Source organism: Campylobacter sp. JMF_06 NA1 (assembly GCF_027737785.1).
Classification (GTDB): domain Bacteria; phylum Campylobacterota; class Campylobacteria; order Campylobacterales; family Campylobacteraceae; genus Campylobacter_B.
Window position 1 is genome coordinate 411,383 of record NZ_JAOVUA010000001.1, and the last position, 16,589, is coordinate 427,971.

Annotated in this window: 19 protein-coding genes; 14 read left to right on the forward strand and 5 right to left on the reverse strand. The window is 42.5% G+C overall.

Annotation, left to right across the window (positions count from 1 at the left end):
- Positions 1–188 precede the first annotated feature (188 nt).
- Positions 189–341: a hypothetical protein gene (locus OFO07_RS02150; RefSeq protein ID WP_270870778.1), complete on the forward strand. Its 153-nt coding sequence runs from the start codon at positions 189–191 to the stop codon at positions 339–341.
- Positions 342–351: 10 nt separating this feature from the next.
- Here the strand turns inward: OFO07_RS02150 and OFO07_RS02155 are convergent, their stop codons facing one another.
- The 4 genes from OFO07_RS02155 to OFO07_RS02170 all read right to left on the reverse strand — a co-directional run bounded on the left by OFO07_RS02155 (position 352) and on the right by OFO07_RS02170 (position 4,039).
- Positions 352–951 carry a hypothetical protein gene (locus OFO07_RS02155; protein WP_270870779.1) on the reverse strand — a complete coding sequence of 200 codons (600 nt, stop codon included), beginning with the start codon at positions 949–951 and terminating at the stop codon, positions 352–354.
- Positions 952–1,363: 412 nt separating this feature from the next.
- The gene (gene cysK / locus OFO07_RS02160) at positions 1,364–2,278 is read right to left on the reverse strand and encodes a cysteine synthase A (RefSeq protein WP_270861765.1); all 915 of its coding nucleotides are present in this window, start codon (positions 2,276–2,278) and stop codon (positions 1,364–1,366) included.
- A gap of 45 nt (positions 2,279–2,323) precedes the next feature.
- Complete coding sequence (locus OFO07_RS02165; protein ID WP_270858939.1) at positions 2,324–2,737, reverse strand: RrF2 family transcriptional regulator; 414 nt, start codon at positions 2,735–2,737, stop codon at positions 2,324–2,326.
- Positions 2,738–2,746: 9 nt separating this feature from the next.
- Positions 2,747–4,039 (reverse strand): O-acetylhomoserine aminocarboxypropyltransferase/cysteine synthase family protein, encoded by a 1,293-nt coding sequence (locus OFO07_RS02170; RefSeq protein ID WP_270870780.1) that lies wholly within the window; start codon positions 4,037–4,039, stop codon positions 2,747–2,749.
- A gap of 195 nt (positions 4,040–4,234) precedes the next feature.
- Between OFO07_RS02170 and OFO07_RS02175 the strand changes: the two genes are divergently transcribed.
- From OFO07_RS02175 to OFO07_RS02235, 13 genes are all read left to right on the forward strand, one after another.
- Positions 4,235–4,567, forward strand: a complete 333-nt coding sequence (locus tag OFO07_RS02175) for a hypothetical protein (protein ID WP_270864412.1) — start codon at positions 4,235–4,237, stop codon at positions 4,565–4,567.
- A 9-nt stretch (positions 4,568–4,576) separates the two neighbouring features.
- Positions 4,577–5,290 carry an SIR2 family NAD-dependent protein deacylase gene (locus OFO07_RS02180; protein WP_270870781.1) on the forward strand — a complete coding sequence of 238 codons (714 nt, stop codon included), beginning with the start codon at positions 4,577–4,579 and terminating at the stop codon, positions 5,288–5,290.
- Positions 5,271–5,891 carry an HAD family hydrolase gene (locus OFO07_RS02185; protein WP_270870782.1) on the forward strand — a complete coding sequence of 207 codons (621 nt, stop codon included), beginning with the start codon at positions 5,271–5,273 and terminating at the stop codon, positions 5,889–5,891. Before OFO07_RS02180 ends, OFO07_RS02185 begins: the two co-directional genes overlap by 20 nt.
- A gap of 60 nt (positions 5,892–5,951) precedes the next feature.
- On the forward strand, positions 5,952–6,854 hold the full coding sequence (locus OFO07_RS02190; RefSeq protein ID WP_270870783.1) for a polyprenyl synthetase family protein: 903 nt from the start codon (positions 5,952–5,954) through the stop codon (positions 6,852–6,854).
- Positions 6,854–8,161, forward strand: a complete 1,308-nt coding sequence (gene hemA, locus OFO07_RS02195) for a glutamyl-tRNA reductase (RefSeq protein WP_270858945.1) — start codon at positions 6,854–6,856, stop codon at positions 8,159–8,161. Before OFO07_RS02190 ends, hemA begins: the two co-directional genes overlap by 1 nt.
- The gene (locus OFO07_RS02200; protein ID WP_270870784.1) at positions 8,151–9,860 is read left to right on the forward strand and encodes a proline--tRNA ligase; all 1,710 of its coding nucleotides are present in this window, start codon (positions 8,151–8,153) and stop codon (positions 9,858–9,860) included. Before hemA ends, OFO07_RS02200 begins: the two co-directional genes overlap by 11 nt.
- A 26-nt stretch (positions 9,861–9,886) precedes the next feature.
- A complete protein-coding gene (locus OFO07_RS02205; RefSeq protein WP_270870785.1) occupies positions 9,887–10,435 on the forward strand; it encodes a PD-(D/E)XK nuclease superfamily protein in 549 nt (182 codons plus the stop codon).
- Positions 10,432–11,304: a site-specific DNA-methyltransferase gene (locus OFO07_RS02210; protein ID WP_270870786.1), complete on the forward strand. Its 873-nt coding sequence runs from the start codon at positions 10,432–10,434 to the stop codon at positions 11,302–11,304. Before OFO07_RS02205 ends, OFO07_RS02210 begins: the two co-directional genes overlap by 4 nt.
- 9 nt (positions 11,305–11,313) lie before the next feature.
- Positions 11,314–12,105 carry a DUF3298 and DUF4163 domain-containing protein gene (locus OFO07_RS02215; protein WP_270868234.1) on the forward strand — a complete coding sequence of 264 codons (792 nt, stop codon included), beginning with the start codon at positions 11,314–11,316 and terminating at the stop codon, positions 12,103–12,105.
- Positions 12,106–12,174: 69 nt separating this feature from the next.
- A complete protein-coding gene (locus OFO07_RS02220; RefSeq protein WP_270870787.1) occupies positions 12,175–13,155 on the forward strand; it encodes an agmatine deiminase family protein in 981 nt (326 codons plus the stop codon).
- Positions 13,156–13,171: 16 nt separating this feature from the next.
- Positions 13,172–14,110: a carbon-nitrogen hydrolase gene (locus tag OFO07_RS02225; protein WP_270870788.1), complete on the forward strand. Its 939-nt coding sequence runs from the start codon at positions 13,172–13,174 to the stop codon at positions 14,108–14,110.
- Positions 14,111–14,122: 12 nt separating this feature from the next.
- On the forward strand, positions 14,123–14,815 hold the full coding sequence (locus tag OFO07_RS02230) for a tetratricopeptide repeat protein (protein WP_270870789.1): 693 nt from the start codon (positions 14,123–14,125) through the stop codon (positions 14,813–14,815).
- Between the two features lie 385 nt (positions 14,816–15,200).
- Positions 15,201–15,329, forward strand: a complete 129-nt coding sequence (locus OFO07_RS02235; protein WP_270870790.1) for a hypothetical protein — start codon at positions 15,201–15,203, stop codon at positions 15,327–15,329.
- Positions 15,330–15,494: 165 nt separating this feature from the next.
- Here the strand turns inward: OFO07_RS02235 and msrB are convergent, their stop codons facing one another.
- Positions 15,495–16,526, reverse strand: a complete 1,032-nt coding sequence (gene msrB, locus OFO07_RS02240; protein ID WP_270870848.1) for a peptide-methionine (R)-S-oxide reductase MsrB — start codon at positions 16,524–16,526, stop codon at positions 15,495–15,497.
- Between the last annotated feature and the right edge of the window lie 63 nt (positions 16,527–16,589).

Here is a 16,589-nt window from a genome sequence, read left to right on the forward strand (position 1 = left end):
GCAATCTAAAAAATTAAAATTTAAATGACTTGAAATCCATAAAATAACTTTCAAATAGCGAGCTAGACGCCTATGGCTTTAAACCCACCACCAAACGGCTTTTAAATGTCGCGGAGCCTGGCTTTTGCAAGCATAGTGGCAAGCCTTACGCATTTTCTAGCACGAGAGAAAAATTACAGCGCGACACTATGGCGAAAATCGAGCGAAACGACAAAACCATAAAAGCAAATTTAGGCAAAAACACGCCAAATTTAAGCGAAGTGGTAAAAGAAAACTTTGGCGACCTAGAATTAAAAAAAGAAATTCAAACTCTTTTTAATTCCGATGATTTTAAAATTTAAGCCAGATAGCCTATCTCCAAACGCCTCTGGCGCGCACTTCGCCACTTATGCAAATTCCATTTCGCATGACGCAGTTATTTTGGGAGCTCTTAGCTCTTTGTGTGGTGAGGTGCTGTGGCACAGGCGCAGGTTTGGCGACTCTGTTTTGCTCATGCGCGCCAAAGTGGCGCCTGCGGTGCTCCTCGTAGCGTGGCGGCAGTGGTCTTGGGCGATAAATATTGCCCTCTTCCACAATTGTAATTCCATTGCCGAAATTCTGTTCGTAGCGGTATCTTGGCGGGTGATTTACATAGACCTTTTTTTCTGGTTGGATTATGATTATGTTTTGTTCACTCTCTTTTTTAGGTTCTGGGACAGGCTCTGGCTTTGGCAGGGCTTGCAAATCAAAATTTTGCGCGAGCCTAGTCGTATCATAACCGCCAAAACCGGTTATGTTTTTTAGCTGATTTTCATCTGTGATTTCGCGCGATTTGCGGTAATTTATGAGCATGTCCGCCCTGCCCGCATCAAGCCCGCCAATGGTCATTAGCTCGTATCTAGTCGCGTCGTTTATGTTGATTTTGCCCCACAAAGAAGCACACAAAAATAAAAAAACAAAAAACTTTTTCATAACTTTCCTTTTTTATGAAATTTAGCCAAATTCTAGCGCAAATTTTGATAATAATGTGTAAATTTATGGAATTTCAATTTCGCAAATTTAGCGTTTGGAATTTTTAATTCGTAGATTGCCACGCTCGTTACACTCGCTCGCAATGACAAATTAAACAAATTTGCTCGCTAGTGTCATTGCGAGAATTTGCATGGCAAATTCGAAGCAATCTACGAATTTAAAATTTCGGCGCAGTATTTTGGCGGAATTTATTAAAATTTTATGAATTTTGCAAATTTAGCGTTTGGAATTTTAAACTCGTAGATTGCTTCGTCGCTTCGCTCCTCGCAATGACAACAAATTTAGCGTTTGGAATTTTCGTAGTAAAAAGCAAATTTGCGAATTACAAAATTCGCAAATTTGAGATTAAATTTTATTTGAATAAATCGGTAGAAAGGTATCTCTCGCCGGTGTCGTTTAGCGTGGTTACGATGATTTTGCCACGATTTTCGAAGCGATTGGCAACGATGTTTGCCGCATAGACATTTGCGCCACTTGAAATGCCCACTAGCAAGCCCTCTTTTTGCGCCAAAGTCTTTGCAGTCTCGAAAGCTGCGCCATTTGCGACCGCGATATACTCATCGATTATGTCTAAATTTAGGTTTTTCGGTATGAAATTTGCGCCGATTCCTTGTATTTTGTGGCTTCCAGCGCACCCTCTACTAGCTAGTGGCGACGAATCAGGCTCGACCGCGATTACCTTTAAATCAGGGTTTTGCTCTTTGAGATATTTCGCTGTCCCGCTTAGCGTGCCTCCCGTGCCAAATCCAGCGACTAGGATATCGACTTTGCCGTCTGTATCGCGCCAAATCTCAGGGCCAGTGCTCTCGTAGTGGGCTTGTGGGTTGGCTGGATTGTCAAACTGGCTTGGGATAAAGGAATTTGGGTTTTCCTCGGCTAGTTCGTTTGCCTTATCCACGGCACCCTTCATGCCAAATTGCGGATCTGTAAGCACGATTTTCGCGCCAAAAGCCGCGATTAGCTTTTGTCTTTCGATACTCATCGAACTTGGCATTGTTAGGATTAGTTTTAGCCCCATTTTCGCAGCTACCATGGCTAGTCCTACGCCCGTATTTCCGCTAGTTGGCTCGATTAGGATTGTGTCTTTGTTGATGAGATTTTGCACGAAGGCGACCTTGATGATATTCCACGCGATACGATCTTTGACCGAGTGACTTGGGTTTAGAAACTCAGCTTTTGCAAGTATTGTCGCGTTTTTTGAAAAGGTATTAATCCTAACTAACGGAGTATTGCCGATTAGATCTGTTACATCATTTGCTATTTTCATTTTTTTCCTTTTTTTTATCGTTGTGAAACTGCGCACAGCCTCAAATCAAATACTAAAATCCAAAAATTTAGTGCTTTCTTCCTTGTATTCTTCAAATTTGCTAATTGATTTGTTGAAAATTTCTAGCAGTTTTTCATCATACTCTTTGAAAAAAAACTCTAAATTTGGGTTTAATAGCTTCAAATTTGTAAGTTTAAAGTCCTTTTCCATAGCCTTGAAAACATCGGCAAATGTGATATCCTCGATATCGCGCGAGAGATAATATCCGCCGTTTTTGCCCTTTATACTCTCGATCAATCCACCGCCTCTAAGGCCGTTTAAAATCTGCTCCAAATAGTTTTTTGAAACCAAAATTCTATCTGAAATTTCGCTAATGCTAATCGGCGAAATTTCGCTAGCTTTGGCGATTTCTAAAATCGCCATTAAGCCATACACGCCTTTTGTAGATAAAAGTGCCATATATTCCCCTTATTTCGTTGCTTTTTCAATTGCGTTTTTAAGATCACCAATCAAATCGTCAGTGTCTTCTAGCCCCACGCTAAGCCTAATTAGCCCCGGAGTAATGCCCGCACTAAGCAATTCCTCGTCGCTTGATTGCGAGTGAGTTGAGCTAGCTGGGTGAGTGATGACGGATTTGCTATCGCCGATATTTACGACAACGGCGAAAATTTTCACTTCTCGCATGATATCATCAGCTACCTTTCTGCTTCCAGCATCAAAACACAAAAGCCCGCTACATAGCCCCTCAGTGAAATTTTCGCTCACAAATTTATTTAGTGGCGAGCTTTTTAGTCCTGGGTAATTTACGCTTTTTATCGCTGGGTGAGATTCTAAAAATTCAGCGATTTTTTGCGTTTTGCGAGAGTGTTCTTTGACCCTCACGCTTAGGGTTTCAAGCCCCTGAATCAACTGCCACGCGCTAAATGGGCTCATCGTCGCACCGATATCGCGAAGCAAGCCAAGGCGAATTCGAAGCGTGAAAATGTCGAAATTTTCTACCAAATTTGTATAAACTAGCCCATGATAGCTCTCGTTTGGCTCGTTGAAATCAGCATATCTTGGATTTCCTACGATTTTTTTGTTTGTGCTAGCCCCGCTTACGACAGCGCCTGCGATTGTTAGCCCTTGACCGCTGATATACTTGCTCGCGCTATGCACGACGATATCGGCGCCTTTTTTGATAGGATTAAACAGCACTGGCGTGGCGACTGTGTTATCCACAATGCTGATAATGCCGTATTTATCGGCGATTTCGATGATTTTATAAAAATTTGGGATTGCCACTTGCGGATTTGAAAGCGTTTCGAAGAAAATCGCCTTTGTTTTCTCATCAATCAAGCTTTCTAAATCGTCCGCGCTGTCTGCGTCGAACATACGCGTCTCAATGCCAAATTTTTTAAGCGTATGAAGCATTAAATTCGAAGTTCCGCCATAGACTTTTTGCGCCATGATGATATTATCGCCCGCACTTGCGACATTTGCGACCGCATAAAACGAAGCGGCTTGACCGCTAGCTGTGCCAATCGCCGCCACGCCACCTTCAAGGGCTGCAATGCGCGCCTCGAAAATATCGACCGTTGGGTTATTTAAACGCGTATAAATGGGGCCAAGGCTTTGCAATGCAAATCTAGCTGCCGCCTCCTCGCTCGTGCCAAAGTCAAACGCCGTGGTTAGATAAATCGGCACAGCCATTGCACCACAGCCCTCTTTCGAGCTGTATCCTGCGTGAGTTGCTAGTGTTTCGAAGTTAAATTCTGCCATCTCTCCTCCTTAAATTTTAAAGAGATTATAACACTTATTTACAAACAAGTCAATAGAGAAAATATATTTTATAAATTCCCTATTTAAAGTGTTTTGAAAAAAATATAGTTTTAATAATATATAGGAAAAATATGTAAAATAAAAAATAAAGCTAAATTTGGTATAATCGCACTTTTGAATTTAAAAGGATTAAATTTGAGCCAAATAAATGAAAAAAGCGATCGTATCAAATACATCCGCGCCTTAGAGCGCTTCGCAAAATCGGCAATTTCGATTTTAAAACGAGATGATTTTGACGAGAATTTATTTAAAATTCGCGTGATAAAAAACTACGAAGTTTTAAAAAAAGTAGAAGCTGTTTATTTAGACCAGCCCTACACGAAATCGCTCGAAAACTTCGTCAAATCGGTCCTAGCGCACAAGAGCAAAGACGAGTTGATAAAAGAGGCAAATTTGCTAGAAAAACTCAAAAATTCAAAAACTTACAAAAAAGAGAAGCACAAGGGCAAATTTAGCGATGAGTATTAAGGAAAAAAAATGAAAAAAGTATTGATTTTAAGCGGGGCTGGACTGAGTGCAGCTAGCGGGCTTCGCACATTTAGGGAGAGTGGCGGACTTTGGGAGCAATACAGCGTGGCAGAGGTTTGCTCGGTGCCTGGGTTTTTAAAAGATAGAGCGAAGGTGCTTAAATTTTACGATGAGCGCAGGGCGCAATTAGCGGGTTGCGAGCCAAATTTAGCCCATTACACAATCGCAAAATTAAAAAAAGAATTTGGAGAAAAAATCGTCGTGCAAACCCAAAATGTCGATGATTTGCTAGAACGCGCTGGGTGCGAGGGTGTAATTCATTTGCACGGATTTTTGCCAGAAATTCGCTGTGAGGCGTGCGGACATGTCCAAAATATCGGCTACGCGCCAATTGCAGGGCAAATTTGCGAAAAATGTAAAAGCCCTAAAATGCGCCACAATATCGTTATGTTTGGCGAGCAAGCCCCGCACTACGCCGATTTATACGAGGCACTGCAAGAGTGCGAAATGTTCGTCTGTATCGGCACGAGCGGGGAAGTGCTCGATGTAGCAGGCTATACAAGATATTTTAAAATCAGCGTTTTAAACAACCTTGACGCCTCGCGAATTGATAAATTTTTCGATAAATGCTACACCGAAAGTGCTGTTACCGCCGCGCCAAAATGGGAGAGCGATATTAGAAAATTTTTGCAAGGCGAGGCGCATGAAAACGATAATCTTTGATATGGACGGCACGCTACTTGATAGCAAAAAGGCCATTTGCGAGAGTATAAATTTCACTAGAAACCGCCTTGACCTCGCACCTTTGGAGCATGATTACATAATGAGCGTGATAAACGATCCCGCGCAAAACCCCTTTATCGCGCTGTATGGCAGGGCGAGCGTGAGCGCGGAGCTAGGGGCTGAATTTATGGCTGTGTATATGGGGAATTACCGCAAATTCGCCCTGCCCTATCCTGGAATTTTGGATTTGCTAAAAAAATGCAAAAATGCTGGCTTTTTCGTCGCCCTAGCCTCGAATGCCCCACAAGCTAGCCTTGCTAGCATAGCCGAATTTACAGGGCTAAGCGAGTTTTTTGACTTTATCGTGGGCGAGAGCGAGCACATACCGCACAAACCAGATCCCGCTATGATTTTAGAAGTTTTGAAAAATAGCAAATTTAAAAAAGCTATTTTTTTAGGCGATAGCAAAAAGGACGAATTCGCCGCCAAAAGGGCAAATATCCAGTATCTGCAAGTAAGCTGGGGCATGGGCGAGTTCAGTGCGGGCGTAAAAAACGCAAAAACGCCAGAGCAAGCGTGGGAGATTATCGATAAATTCTAGCTTGGATTAAATTTAATTTTGCTATAATCGCTAAATTTTTTATCAAAAAAGAAAGAAATAATGGACAAAATCGATCAAATTATGCAAAATTTCATCGCTAGTTGCGGATACAGCGTGGCTAGCGAAATGTTTTTGACTCTTAGTTCAGGCAAAAAACTGCGCTCAAAACTGCTTTTAAATATCGCCGGAGAGAGCGAAGAGAGCCTAAGACTATGCGCTATTACCGAGCTTATTCAGGCTGCTAGCCTGCTGCATGATGATGTCATCGACGAAAGCGTAATGCGCCGCGGCAAGCCCTCAATCAACGCAACCCAGGGCTCTAAAAACGCCGTTATGCTTGGCGACATACTCTACTCCAAAGCTTACAGCGAGCTTTGCAAATTTCCCGCTTTCATCGCTACTTCGCTAAGCTCGGCTGTCACCAAACTCGCAATCGGCGAAATGATGGATGTAAAAATGTCGCAAAATTTCAACTCTGACGCCCAAAAATACACCCAAATGATTTATTACAAAACCGCCGTTTTCATCGAGGAAGTGGCAAGAAGTGCGGCGTATTTGAAATTTGGCGAGGGCTCGGAGGTAGAAAAATTTGGCGAATATGGCAAAAATTTAGGCCTTGCCTTTCAAATAATCGACGATATTTTGGATATCACGCAATCAAGCGAAGTGTTAGGAAAGCCGAATTTAGGGGATTTCAAAGAGGGAAAAACTACGCTAGCGTATATTTATCTATACGAGAATTTGAACGAAAATGATAAAGAAAGACTAAAATCGCTTTTCAAAAAAGAGCTAAACGAGGACGAAATTTCGTGGCTTAGGGCAAAATTTAGCGAGCATAAAATAATAGATCGTTGCATAAATGAAGCGAAATTTTTGGGCACTAGCGCAATAGAAGCGATAAAAGATTTCAAAAACGAAAAGCTTATACAAATCGCTGAAAATATGATAAATAGGGAGTTTTAATGGCTTATATGAGTGTGAGTTTTACTCACAAAAACACAGACATTACAGTGCGTGAAAAGCTATCTTTCACAAACGATGTGCGAAAAAAAGAAATTTTACGACTTTTGTGCTCGAACGCGAGTATCAAAGAGTGCATGGTGCTAAATACCTGTAACCGCGTGGAAATTTTCGCTAGTGTAAGCGATTATGAGGCTGCGTCGAAATTTACCCTACTTGCGCTATCTCGCGTCAGTGGCGTGGGGCTAGACGAGCTAGAAACCAGGGCTGATTTATACGATGACGATGGCGCGATTCATCATCTTTTTTCGGTCGCAAGCTCGCTCGATAGCCTAGTTGTCGGCGAAACGCAAATCGTTGGCCAGCTAAAAGATGCGTATAAATTTGCGCTTGAAAACAACAACACAGGCGAGGATATCAAAAGTGCAATCGACGCTTCGCTAAAATGCGCCGCTAGCGTGCGCACAAAAACCGAAATTTCCAAAAACCCAGTATCTGTTTCAAGCGTGGCAGTATCCATGGCAAAGGAAAAATTAGGCTCGCTTCAAGGCGAGGAAGCCATAGTGTGCGGGGCTGGCGAAATGAGCGAACTAGCGTGCAAACACCTGCTCGCAAGTGGCGCGAAGATTACAATTTTAAACCGAAATTTAAAAAACGCCGAAAATTTAGCCAAAAGCCTAGGGGAAGGCGTGAAATTCGATAGCCTTGAAAACCTAAAAAAATATGTCAATATCAATAGACTATTTTTCAGCGCGACAAGCTCCGCTACGCCTATAATTACCGATGAAATCATTGAAGCTAAAAATTTCAAACGCTACTTTTTCGATATCGCCGTCCCGCGCGACATAGAGCTAAGCCAAAGCGAGGATATCGTCGTATATAGCGTCGATGATTTGGAAGAAATCGTCAAAAACAACCTAATTTTGCGCGAGGAGCAAGCTCACAACGCCTATGCAATCATCGGGGCGCAAACCAGCGAGTTTTTCGATAGCCAAAACGCCAAAGCAGCCACCCCACTCATCAAGGCCCTACGCGCCAAAGCCAGGGATATAGCCGAAATCGAGCTAGAAAAAGCTATCAAAAAGGGCTATTTAAAAAACAGCGACAAAGAAGAGGCCAGAAAGCTAATTCACCAAGTTTTCAAATCATTTTTGCACACACCAACGACAAATTTGAAAAATTTAAAGAGCAAGGACGAGATTGATTTCGCGACAAATTCGTTAAATGAAATTTTCGCCCTTAAAGAAAATTACGAAAAATTTTTAGACTACGAAAATAGCAAAACAATGGAGAATAAAAATGAAATTTAGCAAACTTTTTGCACCGACATTTAAAGAAGCACCAAAAGACGCCATTTTGCCAAGCCATATATTCTTGCTTAGAGCAGGATTTATCGAGCAGCTAGGCAGCGGACTTTATAATTTCATGCCGTTAGGAAAAATGGTTTTAAACAAAATCACGCAAATCGTGCGCGAAGAGATGAATAACGCAGGCGCACAAGAAGTCGCATTTAGCGTGGTTACACCAGCTGATGCGTGGAAAGCAAGTGGCAGGTATAACAAATACGGCAAAGAGCTTTTGCGCCTAAAAGACCGCAAAGAAAATGACTTTGTCCTAAGCCCGACAAACGAAGAAAGTGCCGTGCTAATGGTGGCGAACAAAATCACCAGCTACAAGCAACTCCCGCTTCATATCTACCAAATAAACACCAAATTTAGAGATGAAGCTAGACCTCGCTTTGGACTTTTGCGCGGTAGAGAATTTACGATGAAAGACGGATATAGCTTCCACGCAAACGAGGCTGATTTGAAGCGCGAATTTGATCTCATGGAGCAAACTTACACCAAAATTTTCACCCGTCTTGGACTAAATTTCCGTGCCGTAGAAGCCGATAGTGGCGCAATCGGCGGAAGCGGAAGCAAGGAATTTATGGTGCTAGCAGATAACGGCGAGGACGATATTTTGGTCTGCGCTAACTGCTCTTATGCTGCTAATATCGAAGCAGCACACCGCGCCAAACGCACAGCCCCTTGCGAAGCGCCAGAAACCGAGGGTATGATGAAATTTCACACGCCAGGGACTAAAACAATCGAGAGCGTGGCTGAATTTTTCAAAGTGGATAAATTTTTTACAATCAAAGCTGTAATGAAAAAGGCAATCTACGAAGATAGCGCAAAAATCGTGGTTTTCTTCGTGCGAGGCGACGATGATTTGCAAGAGACAAAGGCGCAAAACGCTTGTGGCGCGCTAGAACTAATCGACGCAGATGAGAGCGAAGTGCGCGAAGCCGGGCTTGTGCCAGGGTTTTGTGGGCCATTTGGACTGCCAAGGGATATTGATTTTTACATAGACGCCGAGCTTGAAAATGAGCGCGAAATGATAGCTGGGGCAAACGAAGAAAACTACCATTTAATCGGTTGCGCGGTTACGAATTTTAACAAAACTCGCTTCAAAGACTTAACCGAGGTCAAAGCCGGGGATAAATGCCCGTGCTGTGGTGGCGAACTGCGCGTCACAAAGGGCATTGAAGTAGGACACATTTTCCAGCTAGGACAGAGATATTCAGACCCTATGGGGGCGAAATTTTTAGACGAAAACGGCAAAACACAGCCATTTTTCATGGGTTGCTATGGTATCGGCGTGAGCCGTCTAGTCGCAGTCGCAGTCGAGTCTAGCCACGATGAGAAGGGTTGCGTGTGGAGCAAAGAGCTATCGCCTTTTGCGCTAGAAATCATCATTTCAAATGCAAAAGATGAAAATATCGTCAATTTCGCGACCGAACTTTACGAGAAATGCCGAAATTTAGGCATTAACGCCTTGCTTGATGATAGAAATGAGCGATTTGGCGTTAAAATGAACGATTACGAGCTTATGGGCTTTCCATACGCCCTGCTAGTCGGCAAAGGCTTGGCTAACGGCGAAGTAGAGTTTATCGAGCGCAAAAACCTAGAAAAACAAAGCGTTAGCGTGGATAAAATTTTTGATTTGATTAAAGAGAAGTTGGGTTAAATTTAAAAATAAATTAAGGATATAAAATGATTAAAGGTGGTATTGGTGGAGCAAATACACAAACTGGTGCTCGTTTTGAAGGTAAAACCGATTTAGCAACTTTTCTTTCAGAACAAAATGGTTATAGTGTCATAGAGATAAACGAGCCTAAATATAGAACCAAACGGTATAATGTATTTTTTGATAATAAATTAATCGCTCAAATTTTCAAGAAAGATGCACTTTACAGATTTTTAGATGAACAAAAAGTTGATTGGAAAAATATAATATCTAAACAATTATTACCAGACGATAGCTTATATGTAGTTTTAAACAATACATTTTTCGTTATAGAGTGTAAATTTCAACAAGTCGCAGGTAGCGTAGATGAAAAACTCCAAACTTGCGATTTTAAAAAGAAACAATACCAAAAACTTATGTCGCATTTAAATATGGAAGTGGAATATATTTATCTGCTTAGTGATTGGTTTAAAAAGCCTGAATATAGGGATACGCTAGATTATATCATAAGCGTTAATTGCCAGTATTATTTTAACTATATTCCATTACAAAAATTAGGTTTGCCTGTAACATGAAAGATTTTAAATTATATCACGGCGATACATTTGAAATTTTGCCAAATTTGAAAGAAAAATTTGATTTGATTTTTGCCGATCCGCCGTATTTTTTGTCAAATGACGGACTAAGTATCCAAAGTGGAAAAATCGTTAGTGTAAATAAAGGCGAGTGGGATAAATCATTTGGCTATACTGAAATTGACGAATTTAACTATAATTGGCTAAAAATCGCCAAAGAAAAACTCACAGATAACGGAAGTGTGATGATTAGCGGAACTTATCACAATATTTTCTCAATTGGCAGGACTTTGCAAAATTTGGGCTATAAAATTCTAAATATCATAACTTGGGAAAAAACAAATCCACCGCCGAATTTTAGCTGTCGCTATCTCACGCACTCCACAGAGCAGATTATTTGGGCTAGAAAAAGCGAAAAACACAAACACATTTTCAACTACGATTTGATGAAATTTTTAAATGACGATAAGCAAATGAAAGATGTTTGGCGATTTAACGCAATCGCTCCGTGGGAAAAGACTAACGGCAAACACCCGACACAAAAGCCAATGTCTCTTTTGGTGCGACTGATTTTAATGGCAAGTGATGAAAATTCGCTCATTTGCGACCCATTTAGCGGAAGTTCTACGACAGGAATTGCCGCGAATTTGCTTGGGCGTAAATTTATAGGTATCGAAAAAGACAGAGAATTTGTAGATATTTCTATGGCTAGAAAAAAAGAGCTAGATCGAAACATGGCGAATTTTAGGAAAAAAATCGCGGATTTGGTTAAGATTGATAAACAAAATAAAATAGCAAATTTAGCGACCAAAAACCGCGAAAATTTAATCGCTTCTGGCGGTGAAATTCGCGATGGATTATTTATTTAAAGGAAAAAAATGAAAAAACTTGCCACAATTGCGCTGTTTGCGCTGTTTTCTTACGCGCAGATTAACCCTCAGTCCCAGGAGCTGTATTCAGACGATGCGCACAGCTACACCCTAGTTCAAACCGGCAACGAAAATTTAGACATTTTGCTAAAAAACCGCCTGTTTGGGATTTGTGAGGGTGAGAGTATCGACGAGAGATGCGCGCTTTTGCTAAAAAGCTTGGACGCGAAAAAATACGCCACAAGTTTAGTAGAACAATCCAAAGCCCAAGCCGATAAAGAAATGGCTCAAAATGGCGATTTGGACTTTCATAGCGAATTTAGCGCCGAGCAAAGCTTCGTCTCGCAAATCGGCAACCTAGCCCAAATCAAGCAGTTTTCATACTCGTATTCTGGCGGAGCACACGGCATGGAGCACACGAGTTATATCATCTACGATTTAGTCGCTGACAAAAAAATCGACATTACAAATGTCCTAATCGGCGCGGTTAGCGTGGAACCCCTATACAAGGAGATTTTCAAGGGTTACAAGGATATGCTTCGCGCAGATATCATAGCCTCGCAGCCAAACTGCGACAAAGCCTGCCAAGAGCGCGATATTACGGAGTTTATCAAGACATTTTGGGTGGATAATCTGCCAGAAGATATCGTTTTTAAAAGCGAATTTTACTTCGCCAAAGAGGGCGTGGCGTTTGTCTTCGCGCCGTATTTCATCGCGCCGTATGCTATGGGCGAGCCCGAAATCATCGTGCCTTACGAAAATTTAAAAGGCATTTTCAAAGAGGAATTTTTAAAATTTTAACAAATTTAGCGTAAAATTTTACGCTAAATTTTACATAAAATTCAACGCAAATTTAATTTTGGAGAGAAAATGAGAGCATTTGCAGAGTGGGAAAATCAAAACGCACTTTTAGTTTCACTACCTCACGAGGACAGCGACTGGGCGCCGTATCTTGGCGAGATTAGTAGCGCTTATACGCACTTTATCCGCGCTGTGGCGCAGTTTCAACCGCTCATAGCTATCGCACCAAAACGGGCAGTATTCGACAAAGTGTGTGGCGAAATAGACGAAAAATTCGCCGTTAATTTCGTGCAAATCCCTACAAATGACACTTGGATACGCGATTATGGCGCGATTGATGTCGAAAATGAGGGCAAGGTAGAGGCGCTAAATTTTACATTTAACGCATGGGGCGGGAAATTTGCGAGCGAAAAGGACAACGCGCTAAATTCCACGCTTTATGAAATTTGGGGCAAAGCGCTGCGCGATGTCGATTTGATTTTAGAGGGCGGAAGTGTCGAATTTAACGGCGCTGGCGTGCTAATGACGACCGAGGAGTGCTTGCTAAATGACAACCGAAATGCCCTTAGCAAAGAAATTTTAGAGCAAAAGCTAGGCGAAATTTTTGGGCTAAAAAAAATAATCTGGCTTAAAGGCGGATTTATTCAGGGCGATGATACAGACTGCCATATCGACACGCTGGCTAGATTTGTGGGCGAAAATCTCGTCGCCGTGGCTTCATGCGATGATTCTAGCGATATACACTACCCTGCCCTGCGCTCGCTAAAAGAGCAGGTTTTAGCGCATGGATTCGAGGTCATCGAGCTTCCGCTTCCAGCGCCGATTTTTTATGAAAATAGGCGTTTGGGGGCGACTTATGCGAATTTCGTATTTGTAAATGGAGGACTTATCGTGCCTACTTATGGCGATAAAAACGACGAAATCGCGCTCTCTCGCCTTGCTTTGGCTTGCCCAGGGCGCAAGGTCGTTGGCGTAGATGCGCGGGTTTTTATCCGTCAAAACGGCTCGCTTCACTGCTCGTGTATGAATAAATTTAGCGATAAAATTTAAAATTTAAAGGCAAAAAATGAAAAATTTAAAAGTCGGTTTAATCTCACACAAATTTTACGGCACCAAATCAGCCACGATAGCGCGCACCAAAGAGCTTATCGCAAAGGCGGCGCAAAAAGGGGCGAATTTAATCGTGCTTCAAGAACTCCACCAAACTCACTATTTTTGTCAGCGTGAAAACACTGAGAATTTCGACTATGCGACAAATTTTGAAGACGATGTGAAATTTTGGGGCAGTGTCGCCAAAGAATTTGGCGTAGTGCTTGTGGCTTCACTTTTTGAGCGCAGGAGTGCTGGGCTGTATCACAACACGGCTGTGGTTTTCGAGCGCGACGGCAAAGTGCTTGGCAAATACCGCAAAATGCATATCCCAGACGATCCGAATTTTTATGAAAAATTCTATTTCACGCCCGGTGATATGGGCTTTGAGCCGATTGATACGAGCGTGGGAAGGCTGGGCGTGCTGGTGTGCTGGGATCAGTGGTATCCTGAGGCTGCGCGCGCAATGGCGCTTCGTGGGGCGCAGGTGCTAATCTATCCGACTGCGATTGGCTGGTTTATGGGCGATGAAAGCTCAGAGCGAAAGCGACAGTTAGAAGCGTGGGTCGCCGTGCAAAGAGGCCATAGCGTGGCAAACTCACTGCCTGTGATCGCTGTAAATCGTGTGGGCTTTGAGGGTGCAAAGCTTAGCGAAATTTCGCCAAATGTAGTTTTGGGAAATACTGCGCCTGCGATGACATGCGATGAGAGCGCAGAGGGGATTAAATTTTGGGGCAATAGCTTTGTTTTTGGAGCGCAGGGCGAAGAGCTATTTCGCGCAGGTAGCGAAAGCGAGCTTTGCGAGGTCGTGGAGATTGATATGCAAAGGTGCGAAAATGTGCGCAGGTGGTGGCCGTTCTTGCGCGATCGCCGAATCGAAAGCTACGGCTCACTTCTAAAAAGATTTGATGATTAATGGCTAGCACAGATGAAAAAGATTTTTGTATTTTTAGTTATTTTAATCGCCAGTATTGGCTTCGTGCTTGGCTTTATCGGAAGCGATATAGTGCCTAAAATGGGTTGCAAATTTGGTCGTGAGGATGATTGCAACAAAATAAATTTAATGGGAAATAGACACTTGCTAAACAAAGAATATAAACAAGCCGAGGATTTGCTAAGCACGGCTTGTGAAGCGGATTTCTACAAATCATGCGCAAATCTTGGCACGCTGTATATGCAAAAAGGCGATAACGCTAAGGCTGAATTTTTCCTTAGCAAATCGTGCGAAAACGGCTTTGTTGGCGGCTGCGAAAATGCTGGAATTTTGCACGCCAAAAACAAAAATTTCGCCAAGGCTTTGGAGTTTTTCAAACTCTCTTGCGATAACAATTTCGCTAAAAGTTGCAATGCGCTAGGGCAGATGTATTTCAAAGGCGAGGGCGCGGAAAAAAGCTCCGCACAAGCCGTAACCTTCCTAGAAAAGGGGTGCGAGCTTGGCGAGGCCTCGTCGTGCGCGGGCGCGCTGTATATCTACGGCAAGGGCGACGGCATTAAGCGCAACTTCACAAAGGCACTAGAATACGCAAACAAGGCGTGCGACGGTGGGATTAAAAAGGCTTGTGAGGGGATAACGATGCTAAAATTTGCAATTAAAAACGAGGATAAAATCAAGGAATTTTAAAATTCCACCGCTCGTAGCGAAATTTTAATTTGCAAAATTTTGCTTTTTAAATTTTGCTTCGCAAATTTGAAATACTGCGCCCGAAATTTTGCTTTTTGAAATTCTGCAAAATTCCGCCTTTAAGTGTCATTGCGAGGCGATGAAATCGCCGTGGCAATCTACAAAGTCAAAGCTACCGACCGTTAAAATGGCAAAATTTAGCGAAATTCAAAATTTGGCGAAATTTTGCCATTTACCCGACTTTTATTCAAACTTTGTAGATTGCCACGCGCTACGCGCTCGCAATGACACTTAAAAGCAAATTAAAAATTTCACCAAATTGCTTTATCAGCACTTCACATTTCCTCGCAATGACACTTAGAGGCAAAATTTGCTTAATTTGTCATTGCGAGCGAGTGAAACGAGCGTGGAAATCTACGAGCTAGAATTACCAAAACATAAAATCGCTGTCATTGCGAGGAGCAAAGCGACGAAGCAATCTACGAATTTAAACTACCAAACGCAAAATTTGTAAAATTTTTGCAATAGTATTTAATTGCGGGCAAGGATCCCCGCCCTACGAAATTTTGCAATGACACTTAACGGCCAAATTTCGGCACAGTATTTCAAATTTGCGAAGCGAAATTTTAAAGGCTAAATTTCGCGCGCAGTATCCGAGCTTGCAGACAGCAGAATTTCACTATTTCACATACGGGATAAACTCAGCGTATCCGCGCTCGCTCATTTTTTCGAGCGGGATAAATTCGAGTGAGGCGCCGTTTATGCAGTAGCGCAAACCGCCCTTTTCTTTGATACCGTCCTCAAAAACATGCCCTAAATGCGCCCCGCCAAGCCGCGAGCTAACCTCCGTGCGCACCATGCCGTGGCTCGTATCGCGCGCATAATCCAACGCGTCGGTAGTAATCGGCTTAGAAAAGCTCGGCCACCCGCACCCTGCGTCGAATTTATCCGTGGAGCTAAAAAGCGGTTTTTTTGTAACGACATCGATATAAATGCCCTTTGCGTCGAGTTTATCAAATTCGCTCGTGTATGGGCGCTCCGTCGCCTTTTCTTGCGTCACGCTAAACTGCAACGGCGTTAGATTTTCCTTCATCTCTTCTGGGCTAGGGAGCGCGAACCTACTCTCGTCATAAAGCGGTTTGCTCGCCAAATTTAGGTCGATATGACAATATCCATTTGGGTTTTTGCCAAGGTAGTTTTGGTGATACTCTTCTGCGCGCGCGTAATTGCGTAGTGGTGCGACCTCGACGGCGATTTTTTCCTTATATTTTTTTTGTTTTAAGGCGATGAAATTTTGCAAAAATTCCTTGTCGCTCTCGTTGGTATAGTAGATCCCCGTGCGATACTGCCTGCCGACATCGTTACCTTGTTTATCGACACTTGTCGGGTCAATCACTCTAAAAAAATGCTCCAAAATCTCGGCAAATGCCACGACATTTTCATCAAATTTGATTTTTAGCGTTTCGGCGTGGTCTGTTTTTTTAAGCGAATAATAATCCGTTTTTTCGCTATTGCCGTTTGCGTAGCCAACCTCGCTGCTCGCGACGCCCTTTACTCGCCTAAAATACCCTTCCATACCCCAAAAACAGCCACCCGCTAAATAAATTTCTTTTAAATTTTGATTTTTGCTCTGCACGCTTTCGCCCTTTAAATTTATTTCATCTGCGCCTAAAAACAGCGCAAAACATAGTAAAAATTTTAAAATTTTCATCATTTTTGCCTTGTTTGATTAAAAATTCCCTGCGATTTTAGCGTAAAATTTTAAAATTTTAAG

Coding starts and splice junctions, on each gene's coding strand:
- OFO07_RS02150 (WP_270870778.1), top strand. CDS start 189: ATGGCGAAAATCGAGCGAAACGACAAAACCATAAAAGCAAATTTAGGC.
- OFO07_RS02155 (WP_270870779.1), bottom strand. CDS start 951: ATGAAAAAGTTTTTTGTTTTTTTATTTTTGTGTGCTTCTTTGTGGGGC.
- cysK (WP_270861765.1), bottom strand. CDS start 2,278: ATGAAAATAGCAAATGATGTAACAGATCTAATCGGCAATACTCCGTTA.
- OFO07_RS02165 (WP_270858939.1), bottom strand. CDS start 2,737: ATGGCACTTTTATCTACAAAAGGCGTGTATGGCTTAATGGCGATTTTA.
- OFO07_RS02170 (WP_270870780.1), bottom strand. CDS start 4,039: ATGGCAGAATTTAACTTCGAAACACTAGCAACTCACGCAGGATACAGC.
- OFO07_RS02180 (WP_270870781.1), top strand. CDS start 4,577: ATGAAAAAAGTATTGATTTTAAGCGGGGCTGGACTGAGTGCAGCTAGC.
- OFO07_RS02185 (WP_270870782.1), top strand. CDS start 5,271: ATGAAAACGATAATCTTTGATATGGACGGCACGCTACTTGATAGCAAA.
- OFO07_RS02190 (WP_270870783.1), top strand. CDS start 5,952: ATGGACAAAATCGATCAAATTATGCAAAATTTCATCGCTAGTTGCGGA.
- hemA (WP_270858945.1), top strand. CDS start 6,854: ATGGCTTATATGAGTGTGAGTTTTACTCACAAAAACACAGACATTACA.
- OFO07_RS02200 (WP_270870784.1), top strand. CDS start 8,151: ATGAAATTTAGCAAACTTTTTGCACCGACATTTAAAGAAGCACCAAAA.
- OFO07_RS02205 (WP_270870785.1), top strand. CDS start 9,887: ATGATTAAAGGTGGTATTGGTGGAGCAAATACACAAACTGGTGCTCGT.
- OFO07_RS02210 (WP_270870786.1), top strand. CDS start 10,432: ATGAAAGATTTTAAATTATATCACGGCGATACATTTGAAATTTTGCCA.
- OFO07_RS02215 (WP_270868234.1), top strand. CDS start 11,314: ATGAAAAAACTTGCCACAATTGCGCTGTTTGCGCTGTTTTCTTACGCG.
- OFO07_RS02220 (WP_270870787.1), top strand. CDS start 12,175: ATGAGAGCATTTGCAGAGTGGGAAAATCAAAACGCACTTTTAGTTTCA.
- OFO07_RS02225 (WP_270870788.1), top strand. CDS start 13,172: ATGAAAAATTTAAAAGTCGGTTTAATCTCACACAAATTTTACGGCACC.
- OFO07_RS02230 (WP_270870789.1), top strand. CDS start 14,123: ATGAAAAAGATTTTTGTATTTTTAGTTATTTTAATCGCCAGTATTGGC.
- msrB (WP_270870848.1), bottom strand. CDS start 16,526: ATGAAAATTTTAAAATTTTTACTATGTTTTGCGCTGTTTTTAGGCGCA.